The sequence below is a fragment of the Mesorhizobium sp. LEGMi-168a genome, assembly GCF_058312955.1.
Genome location: NZ_JBZEGV010000005.1, coordinates 274857 through 292276, shown reverse-complemented (window position 1 = coordinate 292276; position 17420 = coordinate 274857). Strand labels below are relative to the sequence as shown.

Annotated in this window: 21 protein-coding genes; 9 read left to right on the top strand and 12 right to left on the bottom strand. The window is 64.2% G+C overall.

What is annotated here, in order from left to right; genetic code table 11:
- The first annotated feature begins 54 nt into the window (after positions 1 to 54).
- The gene (locus tag AC4FWB_RS10195; RefSeq protein ID WP_491025862.1) at positions 55 to 645 is read left to right on the top strand and encodes a hypothetical protein; all 591 of its coding nucleotides are present in this window, start codon (positions 55 to 57) and stop codon (positions 643 to 645) included.
- Here AC4FWB_RS10195 and ppa read toward each other — a convergent pair whose 3' ends face one another.
- The 5 genes from ppa to AC4FWB_RS10170 all read right to left on the bottom strand — a co-directional run bounded on the left by ppa (position 646) and on the right by AC4FWB_RS10170 (position 4375).
- Positions 646 to 1179 (bottom strand): inorganic diphosphatase, encoded by a 534-nt coding sequence (gene ppa / locus AC4FWB_RS10190; RefSeq protein WP_491025861.1) that lies wholly within the window; start codon positions 1177 to 1179, stop codon positions 646 to 648.
- 137 nt (positions 1180 to 1316) lie between these two features.
- Positions 1317 to 1823 (bottom strand): GNAT family N-acetyltransferase, encoded by a 507-nt coding sequence (locus AC4FWB_RS10185; protein WP_491025860.1) that lies wholly within the window; start codon positions 1821 to 1823, stop codon positions 1317 to 1319.
- 244 nt (positions 1824 to 2067) lie between these two features.
- Positions 2068 to 2706: a TPM domain-containing protein gene (locus tag AC4FWB_RS10180; RefSeq protein ID WP_491025859.1), complete on the bottom strand. Its 639-nt coding sequence runs from the start codon at positions 2704 to 2706 to the stop codon at positions 2068 to 2070.
- Between the two features lie 6 nt (positions 2707 to 2712).
- Entirely contained in the window at positions 2713 to 3576 is an 864-nt protein-coding gene (locus AC4FWB_RS10175) for a TPM domain-containing protein (RefSeq protein ID WP_491025900.1), read from the bottom strand.
- A 154-nt stretch (positions 3577 to 3730) separates the two neighbouring features.
- Entirely contained in the window at positions 3731 to 4375 is a 645-nt protein-coding gene (locus tag AC4FWB_RS10170) for a LemA family protein (RefSeq protein WP_491025858.1), read from the bottom strand.
- A 154-nt stretch (positions 4376 to 4529) separates the two neighbouring features.
- Between AC4FWB_RS10170 and AC4FWB_RS10165 the strand changes: the two genes are divergently transcribed.
- The 6 genes from AC4FWB_RS10165 (at position 4530) to AC4FWB_RS10140 (ending at position 9882) form a co-directional block, all read left to right on the top strand.
- Positions 4530 to 4781 carry a hypothetical protein gene (locus AC4FWB_RS10165; RefSeq protein ID WP_320222453.1) on the top strand — a complete coding sequence of 84 codons (252 nt, stop codon included), beginning with the start codon at positions 4530 to 4532 and terminating at the stop codon, positions 4779 to 4781.
- 12 nt (positions 4782 to 4793) lie between these two features.
- On the top strand, positions 4794 to 5678 hold the full coding sequence (gene pdxY, locus AC4FWB_RS10160; protein ID WP_491025857.1) for a pyridoxal kinase PdxY: 885 nt from the start codon (positions 4794 to 4796) through the stop codon (positions 5676 to 5678).
- Positions 5675 to 6439 carry a DUF429 domain-containing protein gene (locus AC4FWB_RS10155; protein WP_491025856.1) on the top strand — a complete coding sequence of 255 codons (765 nt, stop codon included), beginning with the start codon at positions 5675 to 5677 and terminating at the stop codon, positions 6437 to 6439. Before pdxY ends, AC4FWB_RS10155 begins: the two co-directional genes overlap by 4 nt.
- A 142-nt stretch (positions 6440 to 6581) precedes the next feature.
- Positions 6582 to 7223 (top strand): carbonic anhydrase, encoded by a 642-nt coding sequence (locus tag AC4FWB_RS10150; protein ID WP_491025855.1) that lies wholly within the window; start codon positions 6582 to 6584, stop codon positions 7221 to 7223.
- 10 nt (positions 7224 to 7233) lie between these two features.
- On the top strand, positions 7234 to 7650 hold the full coding sequence (locus AC4FWB_RS10145; RefSeq protein WP_491025854.1) for a nuclear transport factor 2 family protein: 417 nt from the start codon (positions 7234 to 7236) through the stop codon (positions 7648 to 7650).
- Between the two features lie 177 nt (positions 7651 to 7827).
- Positions 7828 to 9882: a M3 family metallopeptidase gene (locus tag AC4FWB_RS10140; protein WP_491025853.1), complete on the top strand. Its 2055-nt coding sequence runs from the start codon at positions 7828 to 7830 to the stop codon at positions 9880 to 9882.
- Positions 9883 to 10052: 170 nt separating this feature from the next.
- Here the strand turns inward: AC4FWB_RS10140 and AC4FWB_RS10135 are convergent, their stop codons facing one another.
- The gene (locus AC4FWB_RS10135) at positions 10053 to 10994 is read right to left on the bottom strand and encodes a nucleoside hydrolase (protein ID WP_491025852.1); all 942 of its coding nucleotides are present in this window, start codon (positions 10992 to 10994) and stop codon (positions 10053 to 10055) included.
- Positions 10995 to 11135: 141 nt separating this feature from the next.
- Here AC4FWB_RS10135 and AC4FWB_RS10130 point away from each other — a divergent pair, with 141 nt between their 5' ends.
- Both AC4FWB_RS10130 and AC4FWB_RS10125 read left to right on the top strand, forming a co-directional pair.
- Positions 11136 to 11561, top strand: coding sequence for an Hsp20 family protein (locus AC4FWB_RS10130; RefSeq protein ID WP_059186542.1), 426 nt, complete (start codon positions 11136 to 11138; stop codon positions 11559 to 11561).
- Positions 11562 to 11625: 64 nt separating this feature from the next.
- On the top strand, positions 11626 to 11883 hold the full coding sequence (locus tag AC4FWB_RS10125; protein ID WP_126097888.1) for a BQ00720 family protein: 258 nt from the start codon (positions 11626 to 11628) through the stop codon (positions 11881 to 11883).
- Positions 11884 to 11970: 87 nt separating this feature from the next.
- On the opposite strand, the gene ptsN is transcribed toward AC4FWB_RS10125, so the two are convergent.
- The 6 genes from ptsN to lptC all read right to left on the bottom strand — a co-directional run bounded on the left by ptsN (position 11971) and on the right by lptC (position 17415).
- On the bottom strand, positions 11971 to 12435 hold the full coding sequence (gene ptsN / locus AC4FWB_RS10120) for a PTS IIA-like nitrogen regulatory protein PtsN (RefSeq protein ID WP_027165361.1): 465 nt from the start codon (positions 12433 to 12435) through the stop codon (positions 11971 to 11973).
- 61 nt (positions 12436 to 12496) lie between these two features.
- Positions 12497 to 13084 carry a ribosome hibernation-promoting factor, HPF/YfiA family gene (hpf, locus tag AC4FWB_RS10115; RefSeq protein WP_491025851.1) on the bottom strand — a complete coding sequence of 196 codons (588 nt, stop codon included), beginning with the start codon at positions 13082 to 13084 and terminating at the stop codon, positions 12497 to 12499.
- Between the two features lie 315 nt (positions 13085 to 13399).
- A complete protein-coding gene (gene rpoN, locus AC4FWB_RS10110; protein WP_491025850.1) occupies positions 13400 to 14929 on the bottom strand; it encodes an RNA polymerase factor sigma-54 in 1530 nt (509 codons plus the stop codon).
- Positions 14930 to 15294: 365 nt separating this feature from the next.
- The gene (gene lptB / locus AC4FWB_RS10105) at positions 15295 to 16113 is read right to left on the bottom strand and encodes an LPS export ABC transporter ATP-binding protein (RefSeq protein WP_491025849.1); all 819 of its coding nucleotides are present in this window, start codon (positions 16111 to 16113) and stop codon (positions 15295 to 15297) included.
- Positions 16113 to 16715: an LptA/OstA family protein gene (locus AC4FWB_RS10100; protein WP_126097884.1), complete on the bottom strand. Its 603-nt coding sequence runs from the start codon at positions 16713 to 16715 to the stop codon at positions 16113 to 16115. The genes lptB and AC4FWB_RS10100 overlap by 1 nt, the downstream gene beginning before the upstream one ends.
- Positions 16702 to 17415: an LPS export ABC transporter periplasmic protein LptC gene (gene lptC / locus AC4FWB_RS10095; RefSeq protein WP_491025848.1), complete on the bottom strand. Its 714-nt coding sequence runs from the start codon at positions 17413 to 17415 to the stop codon at positions 16702 to 16704. Before lptC ends, AC4FWB_RS10100 begins: the two co-directional genes overlap by 14 nt.
- Between the last annotated feature and the right edge of the window lie 5 nt (positions 17416 to 17420).

Sequence of the window (17420 nt, the reverse complement as noted above, 5' to 3'; positions counted from 1 at the left end):
AGGCTGGTTGGTAATTTGGCGATACGTTCAAGCGACCTCCACTGGACATCCGCCATGCGTGCTCTTTTGATCCCGCTCGCCCTCGCCGGTCTCTGCCAGGCAGCCCATGCCGGCGATATATCCAGCGCCTACACCGATCTCGACTGGAAGAAGGACTGCGTGACCTATGCGCAGTCAGAGGAAGGCGACGGCGATTGGGCGAGCCTCGCCTGCGCCGGCTATCGCGGCTATCCGGTGCTGATCGGCTACGACGACGCCCGCGAGTCCGTCTATTACGGCTTTCCCTCCGACGACATGACCGCCGTCTGGGAGAGTTTCTCCGGGCTCAACACCGCGGGTCCGAAGGTCGAGTGGCGGATCGAGACCAACGGCGACAAGGCCGTGCCCTTCGCGGTCATTCACCGTCGTGAGATCAGCAACCCCGAAGACGAGAACAAGCCGACCGAGGTTCTGGTCGTCGCCAAGGTGGCGCAGCCGGAGAAGCATGAGGGCTGCACCGTCGGCCTGGTGCTCGCCACCGGCAACCCCCAGGCCAACGACCAGGCGCGCAAGCTCGCCGACGAAAAGGCCAAGGCTTTCGCTTGCGGCAAGGACAAGCGCGAAGTGATCGGCAAAGTGCCGGACTTCGGCCGCGTCGATAACTGATTACTTGCCGGCCTTCGCCCGCTCGATCGCCTCGACGATCATCTTCTTGGCATATTTGGAATCGTGCCAGCCCTCGATCTTGACCCATTTGCCGGGCTCGAGGTCCTTGTAGTGCTCGAAGAAGTGCTGCACCTGCTGGCGCGTGATCTCCGGCAGATGCGTGTATTCGGTGACGTTCTCGTAGCGCAGCGTGAGCTTCGGCGACGGCACCGCGATCACCTTCTCGTCCTGGCCGGCATTGTCTTCCATGATCAAGACGCCGATCGGCCGCACATTGATGACGCAGCCGGGCACCAGCGCGCGCGTGTTGCAGACCAGGACGTCGATCGGGTCGCCGTCGCCAGACAGCGTGTGCGGCACGAAGCCGTAATTGCCGGGGTAGCGCATCGAGGTGTGCAGGAAGCGGTCGACGAACAGCGTACCGGCCTCCTTGTCCATCTCGTATTTGATCGGCTCGCCGCCGATCGGCACCTCGATGATGACGTTGACGTCCTCTGGCGGGTTCTTTCCGGTGGGCACGGCTTCGATACGCATGGCTCAAATCCCTCTCAATCTTGTGAGACCGATAGCGGGACACGCGTCATGGTGCAATGCGGCGAATGGTGCTGAACGCTAATGGGAGCGCACAGTTTGTGATGAGTTGTAACCCAATGCGGGTAAAGCGGCGCGCGTCATTCCCAGACGAACGCGACCTTTTTTAACGCCTTCTGCTCGAAGACCTCGACGCCCTCGGCGACGTCGCGGCCGCCATTGCCGGCATAGAAGGCTAAAGCGTTGTAATTGTCTTCCAGCGCCCACACCACCAGGCCCCTGAGGCCGTGGTCGGCGAGGCGTGTCTTCGCGGCTTTGAACAGCCGGCTGCCGAGCCCGATGCCCTGATATTCCGGGCGCAGGTAAAGCTCGTAGATCTCGCCCTGCTGCCTGAGCTCGCGGGCGCGGTTCTTGCCGATCGTGGCATAGCCGGCGATCGTGCCGCCGATCTCGACCACCAGCACGGTGGCCGCGCGGCGAATCGCGTTCGCCCACCAGTCGGGGCCGCGACGATTGATCATGGCCGTCAGAGTGCGATGCGGGATGATGCCGGAATAGGCGCCGCGCCATGCTTCCTGATGCACTTCGGCGATGGCGATTGCGTCGCGAGGGTCGGCTTTGCGGATATCGATCGTCAGCGTGTTCATGATTTGTTAACCATAGACCCGCTTCGCCCGATTGCAAAGAGTCCGCACTGTCGCGCCCACGCTTTCGCACAAGGAGACGACACGCTGGTGAGACTAGGTGGAGCCGGCCCTGGAAATGCGCTCTTCCGAGGCGGATGACGTGATTTTCGAGGCCCGAAACGCAACGGACTTTCGGGTCTGTGAGCATCGGAAGCGCAGAAAATCGCGTCAGGCGTCCGGCAGAGTAGCGCTTGCAGGCCGGCTCTCAGATTTCGACGAGATGATCGTCCAGCTCGTTGGGATCGCCTTCGGTGACCGGGAAGTGCTCGGCGAGCACCGCGCCGACTGATTCGATCGCACGGACGAAACCGTCGGCGAGCCGGTCGTCGCCGGCGTGTCGGGTAAGGTCGCGCACCACGCCGTCCCAGACATGCTGGCCGACCTTGGCGTCGATGCCGCTGTCGGCGACAATTTCGGCGTAGCGCTCGGCGATGGAGACGAAGATCAGCACGCCGGTGCGCGCGCTCGTGCGATGGACGTTGCGGGCCAGGAACTGCTTCATCGCATTGGCGTGCGCCGCCTGGTAGCGCAGCCTTCGCGGCACGAGGTGGATTCGCCAGCCGGGCAGCGCCCACAGAAGTACCAGCATGCAGCCCAGCGCCAGCAATTGGGCGAGCACGAAATGCGGCAGCCGGATGGTCAGCCACCAGGCTTCGAGCCCGTAGGCGACCGCCAGGCTGACGACGAGTGTTGCGAGAGCCGCCGCGAATGCGGCCGGAAAGAAATAGCCGTCGCTGGCATGGGCGACGACGCAATAGATCTCGCCGTCGGTCTTTGCTTCCGCAGTGCGGATCGCCTCGGCGATGCGGTCATGGTCCTCAAGGCTGATCGGTCGCGTTGCCATGGTCCCTCACCAGCTTCCCGAGGAGCCGCCGCCGCCCGACGAGCCGCCGCCGCCGGAAAATCCGCCGCCACCGCCGCCGCCGGAGGACCAGCCCCCGCCGCCCGACGACCAGCCGCCGCCGCCGGAGGACGACCGCCGTCCAGGCTCGAAGGTCATGCCGAGCCAGCGGTAGCGGCCGGGGCCGATCTTCTGGCCGAAGATCGGCGGCAGCACGGTGAGCGCGATGCTGCCGAAGAAGATCAGCACCCAGATGGAGATAAAGACGGCGAAGAACAGATTGTCGGAGTTGAAAGGCGCCTGCTCGTTGCGCTTGCCGCGCGCTTCCAGCTCCTCCGGATTGCCCTCCAGCACCATGATCATGTCGTCGACGGCCTTCGTGATGCCGCCGGAGAAATCTCCGGCGCGGAAGGCCGGCACCATGTCGTTCTCGATGATCAGCTTGGTGTGCAGGTCGGTCAGCGTGCCTTCCAGCCCATAGCCGACCTCGATGCGCATCTTGCGGTCGTTCGGCGCGACCAAGAGCAGCACGCCGTTGTTCTCCTTGGCCTGGCCGAGCTTCCAGAAGCGGAACAGGCGGTTGGCGTAAGGCTCGATCTCCTCGCCGCCGAGGCTGGGAATGGTGGCAACGACGATCTGGTCGGAACCTTTCGTCTCGAAATCGGCGAGCTTCTGCGTCAGTGCCACGCGCGTGCCGGCGTCGATGATGCCGGCATTGTCGACCACGCGGCCGGTGAGGGCGGGGAGATCGGCGGCGAATGCGGCAAGGGGGAGAAGGAGGCAGAGAAGAAGGCCAAGGAAGGTTAGGTGGGCGTTCCTTCGCGCCCCCCTCTGTCCTGCCGGACATCTCCCCCACTTGGGGGGAGATTGGATGTCGCATCCACCTTCGCCAATCTCCAACGTCGGAAGGGGAGATCCGGCGGTCAAGCTGCCAATCTCCCCCCTTGTGGGGGAGATGTCCGGCAGGACAGAGGGGGGCGCGAAGGAACGCAACGTTGAAAGCTCGATCAAATTCACCCGAAGGCGCTCACCCGCCCTGCTTCGTGCTCGTGCCGAAATCCACCTTCGGCACCTGCATCTTGTCTTCCTCGACGGTGAAGTTGGCGAACGGCTCGTTGCCGCGGAACCAGAACGTCGCCCACAACACCGACGGGAAGGTCCTGAGCGTCAGATTGTAATCCCTGACAGCCTGGATGTAGTCGCGGCGCGCCACGGCGATCCGGTTCTCGGTGCCTTCGAGCTGCGCCTGCAGCGCCAGAAAATTCTGGTTGGCCTTGAGGTCGGGATAGTTCTCCGACACCGCGATCAGCCGCGACAGCGCGCTGGTCAGCCCCGCCTGGCTGTCCTGGAATTTCTTCAAAGCTTCCGGATCCTTCAACGTTTCGGGCGTGACCGTGATCTGCGTCGCCTTGGCGCGTGCTTCGACGACCGCGTCCAGCGTGTCCTTCTCATGCGAGGCATAGCCCTTGACCGTCTCGACCAGGTTCGGGATCAGGTCGGAGCGCCGCTGGTACTGATTGAGCACCTCGCTCCACGCCGCCCTGGCGTTCTCCTCGGCCGTCGGAATGGTGTTGTAGCCGCAGCCGGCAAGCAGCGGCAGCACGAAAGCCATCATCAGCAAGGCCGGCAAATTGCGGAAGGCGGAGGGTAAGGAAAGGCGCTCGGCAAACATGATTGGTCCCCTCGGGTCAAAGTTGCATATGAAGCAATAGCACAATCTGCCCGCAAGAAAATGACCGGGTCGTGACGGCGCCCCGATCCGGCCGCGAGCCACTGTGAATGCGCGGGCGAACAGGCTAAGCTCAAGCTCGGAAAGGACATTTGCCATGGCCGAGCGCCGGGACGACGAGAGCGAATCGCGCCGCATCCTCGAGCGCGTGGCGCGCGAGACGGCGCCGGGCGGCACGTCCTTTATCGCCCGCGTCGCGAAGGACACACGCGACCGCGTGACCGCCGCTGACGCCGACCGCTCCGATCCGATCGAATATTGGGGCACCCGCATTGGCCGAACGCTCGGCCTCATCGTCGCCATTGGGCTGTTGGCCTGGCTGGTGTATGTCGCCACGCGGGGTGGCTAGGAATCAAACTCCATGAATGCTGAAAAAACCGACGCGCCGCGCGCGGTCATCGTCATCTCCAGCCATGTCGCCCGCGGCTCGGTCGGCAACCGCGCCGCGGTGTTTGCGCTGGAGACTTTGGGCTTTCCAGTGTGGGCGGTGCCAACCGTCATCCTGCCCTGGCACCCGGGCCACAGCCGCGCCACCCGCATCGTGCCGCCGCTCGACCAGTTCAGGGCGCTGTTGGCCGATCTCGAGCGCGCGCCGTGGCTTGGCGAGGTCCGGGCCGTGCTCTCGGGCTATCTCGGCGAGGCCGGCCAGGCCGAGGCCGTCGCCTCGTTGGTCGCCGCCGTCAAGGCAAGGACGCCGGACGCCCTTTATGTCTGCGACCCGGTGATGGGCGATTCCGGCGGCCTCTACGTGCCGGAGCCGACGGCCGCGGCGCTGCGTGACAGGCTGATGCCGATCGCCGACATCGCCACACCCAACCGCTACGAGCTGGAATGGATGGCCGGCGCGCCGCTGCCCGACATCAAGGCGGTGACGGCAGCGGCCCTTCATGCCGGTCCTTCCACCATGCTGGTGACCTCGGCGCCGTCGATGCTGGCGGGCGGCACCGGCAATTTCCTGCTCGACGGCAGCCAGGCGCTGCTTGCCGAGCACCGGGTGATCGAGAGGCCGCCGAACGGGCTTGGCGACCTGACCGCGGCCGTCTATCTCGCCCGCATCCTGTCCGGCCAGCCGCCGGCAAAGGCGCTGCAGTCGACCACAGCCGCCGTCTACGAGATCCTGGCGCGCACCGCCAAACGCGGCGGCGACGAGCTGCAGCTCGAGACCGACGCGCAGAGCCTGTCGCATCCGATGGCCATGGTGCAGCTTCGCCATCTCCTCCATCCCGGGCGGGACAAGCGGGCGTGACGCCAGGCGGCGCGCTGGTAGGCGTCGACGGCTGCAGGGCCGGCTGGATCGCCGTGCATCGCGAAGCCGGCGCCGTACCATCGGTCTCGGTCTTCCCGAGCTTCCAGGCGCTGCTCGACGCCCTGCCCGATGCCACGATCGCCGTCGACATGCCGATCGGCCTGCCGGATTTTTCCAGCCGCGGCGGCCGCGGGCCGGAAGCGCTTGTGCGGCCGCTGCTCGGCGCCAGGCAATCGAGCGTCTTTGCCATCCCCTCGCGCGGCGCGCTCTACGCCGACACCAGCGACTTCACCACGGTCGGGGCCTGGTATGCCGCGCACCGGCGGGCAAGCGAGGTGGCGATGACGACCTCCGATCCGCCGCGCGGTGTTTCCATCCAGGCTTTCGGCATCTTTGCCAAGATCCGCGAGATCGACGCACTTCTGATCGCGCGGCCCGAATTGCGCTGCCGCGTCTTCGAATCGCATCCGGAAGTCGCCTTCTGCCGGTTGAACGGCGGCATTTCGATGACGCTGCCGAAGAAGATCAAGGGCGCCGTCAATCCGGCCGGCATGGAAGAGCGCAAGGCGCTGCTTTGCCGGCGTGGCTACGAGAAGAGCTTTCTCGACCAGGCGCCGCCGAAGGGTGCAGCCAGCGACGACTTTCTCGACGCGGCCGCCATGATGCTGATTGCCGGGAGGATCGCCAGCGGCGAAGCGAGGCCGTCCCCCGATCCGCCGCTGACCGACCGTTTCGGCATTCAGGTTGCCATCTGGGCGTAGTCGAACGGGTGCCCGTCGCATCGCGAATGCGACGGAGCCATCCGCAATTCGGCATTGCCCGCGACCGGCTTTTGTCGTTAGAGGCTTTTTCGCAACAAAACGTGCAGCCGCATCCAACCCGGAAAGGGTCAAGACGCCGCCCATGCCTCATCTCCCCGAGCACCTCCTCGCCGGCTACCGCAACTTCATGACCGGCCGCTATCCCGCCGAAAGCGGCCGCTATCGCTCGCTGGCGCGCGAGGGCCAGGCGCCCGAGACGATGATCGTCGCCTGCTGCGATTCCCGATCGGCCCCGGAAGCGATCTTCGATGCCGGCCCCGGCGAGCTCTTCGTGCTGCGCAATGTCGGCAATCTGGTGCCGCCCTATGAGCCCGACGGCGAATACCACTCGACGTCAGCAGCGCTCGAATTCGCCGTGCAGAGCCTGAAGGTCAAGAACATCGTGGTGATGGGCCACGGCCGCTGCGGCGGCATCCGCGCCGCGCTCGACGCCAATTCGGCCCCGCTCTCCCCCGGCGACTTCATCGGCAAATGGATGAGCCTGATCGCTCCTGCTGCCGAGACGGTCGCCGCCAGCACGATGATGACGGCGACGGAGCGCCAGACCGCGCTGGAACGCATCTCGATCCGCTATTCGATCGCCAATCTGAGGACCTTCCCTTGTGTCTCCATCCTCGAGGGCAAGGGCAGGCTCTCCCTGCATGGCGCCTGGTTCGACATCTCGACCGGCGAGCTCTGGGTGATGAACAAGGAGACGGGCGATTTCGAGCGGCCGGAGCTTTGATGGAGGACTGATGAACCGGATCCGGTGGAGGTTCTTCCTTGCGGCGGCGCTGCTGCTGTCCGCGATCGTCCGCGCCAGCGCCGATGACAGCGCCATCATCGACCGCTGGTATTCGGCCCTCCTGGTCGCCGACCGCACCCAGCTATCGGACCTGCTGGCCGACGACGTGCGCATGAAGCTCGACGACATCGGCATCGTGCAGGACAAGCAGGAATTCATCGATTCGATCGACGAATGGCAGGGCGCGGTCGCCGGCGCCACGATCCGCCACCGCATCGAGAAGAGCGAGAACGGCGAGACCACGGTGATCGCCTGCTACGACTTCCCCGAAAACGACACGCTGATGCGCGAAACCTTCACCGTCGTCGGCGGCCGCATCATCGCCAGCACCCAGACCGCGATCGCGCAGGACTGCAGCGCTTACTAGAGCATGATCCCGAAAAGTGTGTTGCGGTTTTCGGAAAAGATCATGCTCAAACAAATCGATAAAGCGGGATGACGATTCGAAGAAAGGTCATCCCGCTTTATCCCCCTGTTGCGTAGCGCCGGGCACCGCCCTACATCGGACGCAGCCCGCCTCCAGATCAGCCCTCCGGAACCGCTCATGTCATCCTCGAAGACCGTCGATCTCGCCGCTCATCCGCTGACCCTTTGGCAAGGCCCGCTCGGCCTGCCGGATTTCTCCCGCATCGGCGACAATGATTTCGGCCCCGTCTTCGATGCCGCGCTGCAGGCGCACCAGGCCGAGATCGACGCCATCGCCGGCAACGGCGAAGTGCCCACCGTCGAAAACACGCTGGCCGCGCTGGAACTCGCCGGCGAGCCGCTCGATCATGTCTCGGCGATCTTCTGGTGCCGCGCCGGCGCCCACACCAACGAGGATATCCAGGCGATGGAGCGCGAGATTTCGCCGAAAATGTCCAGGCATTTCTCGGCGATCTCGATGAACGAGAAACTGTTTGCCCGCATCGACGACCTCTACCAGCGCCGCGAGGCCCTGAACCTCGACCCGGAAACGCTGCGGGTGCTGGAAAAGACCTGGAAAGGGTTTGTGCGGTCCGGCGCCAAGCTCGATGCCGAGGGCAAGAAGCGGCTCGCCGCCATCAATGAAGAGCTCTCCTCGCTCGGCACCAAATTCGGCCAGAACGTTCTGGCCGACGAGCGCGACTGGGCGCTGTTCCTCGACGAGGCCGACCTCGCCGGCCTGCCGGATTTTTTGAAGAGCGCCATGGCCGAGGCGGCCGAGATGCGCGGCCAGAAGGGCCGCTACGCGGTGACGCTGTCGCGTTCGATCTACGAGCCGTTCTCGACCTTCTCCGAGCGCCGCGACCTGCGCGAGATCGCCTTCCGCGCCTTCACCATGCGCGGCCAGAACGGCGGCGCCAGCGACAACACGGATGTCGTGCGCGACATGCTGAAGCTGCGCGCCGAGAAGGCCAAGCTGCTTGGGTATGAGTCCTTCGCGGCGCTGAAGCTCGACGACACCATGGCGAAGACGCCGAAGGCGGTGCACGACCTGCTCGATCCGGTCTGGGAAAAGGCGCTGGAAAAGGCAGCTAGCGACCGGAAGGAACTGGAGCGGCTGGCGACCGAGGCCGGCAGCAACGAGACATTCGCCGCCTGGGACTGGCGCTTCTACCAGGAGAAGCTGCGCGCCGAGAAGTTTGCCTTCGACGAGGCCGAGCTGAAGCCTTACCTGCAGCTCGAGCGCGTCATCGAGGCCTGCTTCGACGTCGCCACAAAACTGTTCGGCATCACCTTCGAGGAAAAGAAGGGCATCACGGTTTGGCATCCAGATGCCCGCGCGTTCGTGGTCAAGAATGCCGACGGCAGCGAGCGCGGCCTGTTCCTGGCCGACTATTTCGCGCGGCCGTCAAAACGTTCCGGCGCCTGGATGAGCGCGCTGAAGTCCGGCTACAAGCTCGGGCCGGGCGCCAAGCCGGTCATCTACAACATCATGAACTTCGCCAAGCCGCCGGCCGGCGAGGCAGCGCTTCTGTCGGTCGATGAGGCAAAGACGCTGTTCCACGAATTCGGCCACGCGCTGCACGGCATACTGACCGACGTCACCTGGCCGTCGGTTTCCGGCACCTCGGTCAGCCGCGATTTCGTCGAGCTGCCCTCGCAGCTCTACGAGCACTGGCTGACAGTGCCGGCGGTGCTGGAAAAGCATGCGCTGCACGTCAAGACCGGCAAGCCGATGTCGAAGGACCTGCTCGACAAGATGCTCGCCGCCCGCACCTTCGGCGCCGGCTTCGCCACCGTCGAGTTCACCGCCTCAGCGCTGATCGACATGGCTTACCATGCAAGGCCGGATGCACCGGGCGAGCCGCTCCGGTTCGAGGCTGAAACGCTCGAAAAGCTGCATATGCCCGACACCATCGCGATGCGCCACCGCACCCCGCATTTCGGCCACGTCTTTGCCGGCGACGGTTATTCAGCCGGCTATTATTCCTACATGTGGTCGGAAGTGCTGGACGCCGATGCCTTCTCCGCCTTTGAGGAAACCGGCGACCCCTTCAATCCGGCGCTGGCCGAGCGGCTGCGCAAAAACATCTACGCCGCCGGCGGCTCGAAAGACCCGGAAGAGCTGTACACGGAATTCCGCGGCAAGATGCCGTCGCCTGAGGCAATGATGGTGAAGCGCGGGCTGGTGTAGCGCCCTCTCCTTCTCCCCTTGTGGGAGAAGGTGGATCGGCGCGATAGCGCCGAGACGGATGAGGGGTGTTCCAGCGGAGTGAGACGCTGGCGTTCCCTGGAACACCCCTCATCCGACCTCGCTTCGCGAGGCCACCTTCTCCCACAAGGGGAGAAGGCAAAAAGAAGCGCTTACAGCCGCCCCAGCCTCTCGACCAGCAGCGCGAAGAAGGCGTCATGGTCGATGTCGCGCATCACCATGGCGTTCTTCTCGCGCTTGGTGACGCCCCACCAGTCGATCACCGTCATGCCCATGGTGAGCTCGGAGGTCGTCTCGACGCTGACGTTGCAGCGGCGGCCCTTGAACAGCTCGGGCTTGATCAGATAGGCGATCACGCACGGATCGTGCAGCGGCCCGCCGTCGGTGCCGTATTTCTCCTCGTCGAAGCGCTCGAAGAATTCCAGCATCTCGGCGGTCGCGGTGCCGACCCTGGTGCCGAGCTCGCGAAAGGCCTTGGTGCGCCTGGCGGTGGTCAGCGCCTTGTGGGTGACGTCGAGCGGCATCATCACGATCGGAATGCCGGATTTGAACACCACGTCGGCCGCCTGCGGGTCGACATAGATGTTGAACTCGGCTGCCGGCGTGACGTTGCCGCCCTCGAAGAAGCCGCCGCCCATCAGCACGATTTCTTTGATGCGCGGCGCAATCCGCGGCTCGCGGATCAGCGCCAGCGCGATGTTGGTCAGCGGCCCGAGCGGACAGAGCGTGATCGTGCCGCTTTCCTCGTTCATCAAAGTCTCGACGATGAAGTCGACCGCGTACTTTTCCTGCAACGGCATCGTCGGTTCCGGCAGTTGCGGCCCGTTGAGGCCGGTCTTGCCATGCACTTCCTCGGCGGTGACGAGCTCGCGCGCCAGCGGGCGGATGGCGCCGGCATAGACCTTGATGTCGGGCCGGCCCGCAAGCTCGCAGATCTTGCGGGCATTCTTCTCGGTGAGTTTCAGCGGGACGTTGCCGGCAACGGCGGTGATGCCGACGACCTCCAGTTCGGCGCTGCCGAGCGCCAGCAATATGGCGACGGCATCGTCCTGGCCGGGGTCCGTGTCGATGATGATCTTTCGTGACTGGGGCATTTCAATTCCTTTTGGGGGAGTCTTTTTGGGCGGGGTTTTGACGGCTTGAACTTGATCGCGCGGCGGACCATATCAAGACCATCGGGAAAAATGCCATCCGGGTTTTTCCAGTTTATGTCGCTCTTGAGAGGACAGTGTAACATGAGCCGAATGACGCCCTTCTCCAGCCCGCTTCTGCTGGGTTTCGACGCCATGGAAAAGACGCTCGAACGTCTGGCGAAGTCGGGCGACAGCTATCCTCCCTACAACATCGAGCGCCTGAGCGCCTCAGACGGCAACGCCGAGAGGCTGCGCATCACGCTTGCCGTGGCGGGTTTCGCCGAAAGCGACCTCGATGTCACCACGGAGGAGAACCAACTGATCGTGCGCGGCCGTCAGACCGACGACACCGAGCGCGAGTTCCTCCACCGCGGCATCGCCGCGCGCCAGTTCCAGCGCTGCTTCGTGCTGGCCGACGGCATGCGAGTCGTCGGCGCGGAGCTGAAGAACGGCCTTTTGTCGATCGATCTCGACCGTCCGGAGGCCGAACGGCTGGTACGGAAAATAAACATATCGGTGAAAGACTGATCTTTGCCGATGGCTCTAATGCGGGACGGCCGGAAGTGGCGTCTCGCGCCAAGGAGGCTTGAAAATGACCAGAACTGACGAAACCCTGACCATGACCAGCGGCGAATTCGCCCATCTCGGCGAAGGTTCGGTCGCTTATCTGAGGAAAGTATCGAGCGACGATCTGCGCGGCCGCTTCCCCGGCCTCGACGAGATCGCGCCCGGCCTGGAGCTGTGGGCGCTGTTTGCCGCCAACGGCCAGCCGATCCTGCTTTCCGATGCCCGTGACCGGGCGCTGGCGGGTGCGCTGGAGAACGATCTGACCACGGTCGCCATCCACTGACCCTGGTCGTCGTCTGAATTGGAAAGGGCCGCTTCCTGCGGCCCCTAAAGGTTTTATCCCAAAAAACTAGGTTTCGCGCGAGAAGCTTCAGGCCGCGTGCGAGGCCTGCGTATCCGACAAGAGCGCATGGATCGCCACCGCGTCGCGCGTCCCCCTGATCTTGGCCACCGTGTCGGCATCGCGCAGCACGCGCGCGATGCGCGACAGGGCCTTGAGATGGTCGGCGCCGGCGCCTTCGGGCGCAAGCAGCAGAAACACCAGGTCGACTGGCTGGTCGTCGAGCGCCTCGAAATCGACCGGCGTCTCCAGCCGGGCGAACACGCCCGCGATCCGCTTCACGCCAGCGAGCTTGCCATGCGGAATGGCGATGCCGTTGCCGACGCCGGTGGAGCCCAGCCGCTCGCGCTGCAGGATGGTGTCGAACACCTCCCGCTCCGGAATCCCTGAAATCGCCGCCGCCCTCTCCGACAGCAATTGCAGAAGCTGCTTTTTGGAATTCGCCTTCAACGCCGGCATGATAGCCGAGACGCTGATGAGATCGCTGAGATCCATGCTTGAAAAATCCCTTGCTCGCCTTGCCGCGCCAGTCGTCCCCCTCGCACGGCTGGCTTTCTTATCCCTGCGCGACTTTGGTCGTCGACGGATCGATCCAGCCGATGTTCCCATCCGGCCGGCGGTAGACGATGTTGAGATGGTCGTTTCCGGCGTTGCGGAAAACGAAGACCGGGCTGTCCTTGGTATCGAGCTCGATGACAGCCGATGCCACCGACATGGTGCGAAGCGTCATGGTCGATTCGGCAACGATGGCCGGAGCGAAGTCCTCCGGAATGTCTTCTTCATCGTCGGCGAGCGGCGCCATCACCGTATAGGCGATGTCGGTAGGCTCTTCGCCGCTGCCGTTGCCGGCACTGCGCGACTTCAGCCGGCGCTTGTAGCGCCGCAGCCGCGTTTCGAGGCGATCGGCGGCCGCCTCGAAGGCAAGTGTGGGATCCTGGGCGTCGCCGGTCGCCTGCAGCGAGGCGCCGGAATCGAGACGGATCATGCAATCGGCCGAGAAGCGTGACCCCGCCTTGATGACCGTTACATGTCCTGAAAAACCTCGATCGAAATACTTTTCGATCGCTTCGTTGACACGATCGTTGATACGCGTACGGAACGCATCGCCGATGTCCATATGTTTTCCCGAAATGCGCAGATTCATCTGAAAACTGACCTTCCTTGCTCAGGCTTCAAACTGTCCCGAGTTTATACCCGTGGTGCGCGCGCACAAGCTTTGCAGCGGCATGCGCGCCGATTTTAGACCCGAACTTTCCGGTTGATCACAAGTCGCCTTCTTGGCCGTCCGAGGCCTTCGCTTTGACGGACCCATTCGCGAGCGGGCATCACGGCCCGGCTCATGCGGGCGGGCTTCTAGACACTTCATTGCAGCTTGTCAATGAAGCTCGAAAACTGTGGAAATCCGCGCGCTCCTTAAGCCCACACCAACGAGGGCAGGCCGGCTGAACATCAACCGACCTTAGCGGCCGGCGTTGGCCAAAGCCCGCTTCTCGCGGCGGCGCTGCACCGATGAAGGGATGTTCATGCCTTCCCGGTACTTGGCGACGGTGCGGCGGGCGATGTCGACGCCATGTTCCCTCAGCATGTCGACGATGGCGTCGTCAGAAAGCACGTCGGCGGGCTTTTCCTCGTCAATCAGCTGCTTGATGCGGTCGCGCACGGCTTCCGAGGAATGCGCCTCGCCGCCTTCCGCCGAGGCAATCGAAGCGGTGAAGAAATAGCGCAGCTCGAACACGCCGCGCGGCGTCAGCATGTATTTGTTGGCGGTGACGCGGCTGACCGTCGATTCATGCATGCCGATCGCGTCGGCCACCGTGCGCAGGTTGAGCGGTTTCAGGTGCCGCACGCCATGGACGAGGAACGCGTCCTGCTGGCGCACGATTTCCGAGGCCACCTTGAGGATGGTTTTCGCCCGCTGGTCGAGGCTGCGCGTCAGCCAGTTGGCGTTCTGCAGGCATTCGGCGAGAAAGTCCTTTTCCGCCTGGTCCCTGGCGTGGCTGGAAACCCGGGCGAAATAGACGTTGTCGACCAAAACGCGCGGCAGCGTGTCAGGGTTGAGCTCAACGGCCCAGCTGCCGTCAGCGGCCGGCCGCACCTCGACATCGGCGACGATCGCGTCGCTCGCGCCGCCCGAAAATGCCATACCGGGCCGCGGATCGAGGGCCCGAATCTCGGCCAGCATGTCGAGAAGGTCTTCCTCGTCGACGCCGCAGATGCGCTTCAGCGTCTGGAAATCGCGCCGCGCCAGCAGCTCGAGGTTGGCGACCAGGCCCTTCATCGCCGGATCGAGCCGGTCGCGCACGGCAAGCTGCAAGGACAGGCATTCGGCGAGATCGCGGGCAAACAGGCCGGCCGGCTCGAAGGCCTGGCAGACCGTGAGCACGCGTGCCACGGCCGTCTTGTCCGCACCAAGCCGCGCGGCAACCTCGTCCAGGTCGGCGCGCAGATAGCCGGCCTCGTCGAGCCCATCGGCGAGTTCGCCTGCAATCAGGCGTTCGGCGGGGTTCGGGAAGGCCAGCGCGATCTGCTCGCCGACATGCTCGCGCAGCGTCACTACGGTCGCGGCCATCTCGCCGACATCGAAACCCTCCGACGACGCGCCGCCGGCGCTGCCTCCGGACGCCGACTTCCACTGCGCCGTGAGGTCCGGCCCCAGCCTCTCGGTCGTTCCGGGATCGTCGGGAAACAGGTTCTCCAGCGAAGAATCGAGCTTTTCCGAGATCGCCTCGGCGCTCCATTCCGTTTCGGCCTCGAACCAGTCTCCCTCTGGCGTCGGCTCAGGCGCGGCCTCGCCCTTCTGCGGCTGGTCGCCGCCCGCATCGTCCTGCGGCTCGGCCCGCTCCAAAAGCGGATTGCGCTCGATCTCCTCGTCGATGAAGCGTTCAAGCTCGACATGGGTGAGCTGCAGCAGCCGGATCGACTGCATCAGCTGGGGCGTCATCACCAGCGACTGGGACTGTCTGAGCTGCAGTTTGGCCGCCAGCGCCATGGTTGGATTCAAACGCCTCGTCTACGCATCGAACTGCCGTTTTTCGGTCGGGCATAGAAACTGGCCCGGCTTTTGCTTGTCAAGGCAAACGCTAGCAGCGACGGCTTACCGGAGCGTTATCCGGGGCAGAACTGGCAAGAAACAGGGAAAAAATCAGCGAGAAATTGCGGCAGAACCCGAATTTCGCGTCTAAGACGTGTTTTAGATTCAGGTCAGGCCGAGCCGAAAATGGCGAGTTCCGAGAACCGGCCTACGCCGGCCGTAGCCTTAACTGCGCGGCGACTCATGAATGCTTCGGCCGGCGAAGGCCGGAAGCGCAGGAACTCGGCATTTGCAGGCCGGCATCACCTGAATATCAACACGCCTCAGAGCGTGAACCCCTCGCCGAGATAAAGACGCCGCACATCGGCGTTGGCGACGATCTCGTCGGCCCGGCCATGCGTCAGCACCTGGCCGGCATGGATGATATAGGCGCGGTCGATCAGGCCGAGCGTCTCGCGCACATTGTGATCGGTGATCAGCACGCCGATGCCGCGTGCGGTCAGATGGCGAACGAGCTGCTGGATGTCGGCGACCGCGATCGGATCGATACCGGCGAAGGGCTCGTCGAGCAGCATATAGGCCGGCCGCGTCGCCAGCGCCCGCGCGATCTCGAGACGGCGTCTTTCACCGCCCGACAGCGACAGCGACGGCGCCTTGCGCAGATGGCTGATGTGGAATTCCTCGAGCAGCTCGTCGAGGGTGCGCTCGCGCTCCTTGCGGCTCTTTTCCACCACCTCCAGCACCGCGCGGATGTTCTGCTCGACGCTCAAGCCGCGGAAGATCGACGCTTCCTGCGGCAGGTAGCCGATGCCGAGGCGGGCTCGCCGGTACATCGGCATCGAGGTGACGTCGAAGCCGTCGATCTCGATCGTGCCTTCGTCCACCGGGACGAGGCCGGTGACCATATAGAAACAGGTGGTCTTGCCGGCGCCGTTGGGCCCAAGCAGCCCGACCGCCTCGCCGGCGCGCACGCCGAGCGTCACGCCACTCACCACCTTGCGGCCCTTGTAGCTCTTGGTCAGACCCTTGGCGATCAGGGTGCCCTTGAACTTCGCCTTGTCGACACCGGCCGTTGCCGGGGCAGCCGGTTTTGCGGCCGCCCGCCCTGGAAGGCGGGCCAGCAGCGACGATACGCCGGTCATTAGTTGCTCGACGCTCCCTGCTGGGCCGTTCCCTGCTTCTGGGGCGTTATCGACATGATGACGCGGCCGCTGCTGCCGCAACCGTCGACATTGGCAAGGCCGCTCTTCATCTGCACGGTGAGCTTGCAGCCCTTGAGCACATTGTCGCCCTGCGAGAGCACCACTTCATTGCCGGAAAGAACGAGCACCTGCGTCTTCATGTCGAAGGTGCCCTTGTCGCCGGTGGCGATCTGGTCGTTCGACTTGATATAAACTTTGTTCTCGACCACGAGGTGGTCGATATTGGCCGCACCCGTCATCGCCGACGCGCCGGCCGCCGCGCCCTTGGGGGCGTTGGCATCCTTGACGTAGAAGACCGTCATCTTGCCGGCCTTGAGAAGCGTCGGCCCCTGGTTGACGGTGACGTTGCCGCTGAAAATCGCCGCGCTGTCGGCCTGCCGGACCTCCAGCTTGTCGCTTTCGATCTGGATCGGCTGGTCGCCCGACAATTTCAGGCCGGACATCTGGCTGGTGCCGCTGGACTGGGCAAGCGCGGGCGCCGCCCCCAGCAACAGCAGGAAAGAGGCCGCCGCTGCAAGCCTTGCCGAATTACTGCGACGCATTCTGCTCTCCGCTCTTTGCCTCTGCCGCCTTCAGACTGGCTGCATCGATGTTGACGCGCACCCGGTTCTCGAAGACCACCACCTTGCCGTTCTCTTCCACCGACATCGAGTCGGCAGTGATGCGCGACCCGGCGCGGCTGACATCGACCGGATTCTCCGTCTTCATAGAGCCTTTGCCCATATCTAGGAAGACCGATTTGAACTTGGCTTCCATGCCGTCGCTGGTGGTCACCGAGACGTCGCTGGTGAGGTCCATCGTGTTGGCGTCTCGGTTGTAGATGCCATGCGCGGCGTTGACCGACACGACGTTGTCGCTGGCGACGGGCAATTTGGCATTGATGCCTTCGAGGTCGATGATGCCTTGCTTGCCGACATCCTGCGTCGCCCTGGTCGCCGTCAACGAATAAGGCAGTTTCTGCTTGGTGAAGCCGTTGAGCTTGGGATTGGCCATCACCAGCTTGCCGTCCGAAAAGGCTGTGCCCTCGGCCTGCACCGAGATCGACACCGGCGCGGCGAGATAGGAATAGACCGGAAAGGCGATCGCAATTGCAGCCGCCAGCAGCGGCACCGCGAACTTCAGCACGCGCACGCGGCGCGAATGCCGCTGCGCACGGTCGAACGCGTCGCCCCGCGTGCCGCTTTCGCCAGCAGCAGCCGACACCATTTCGGCATCGCTCGTTTCGTCAGATCGCGCCAACATGACTG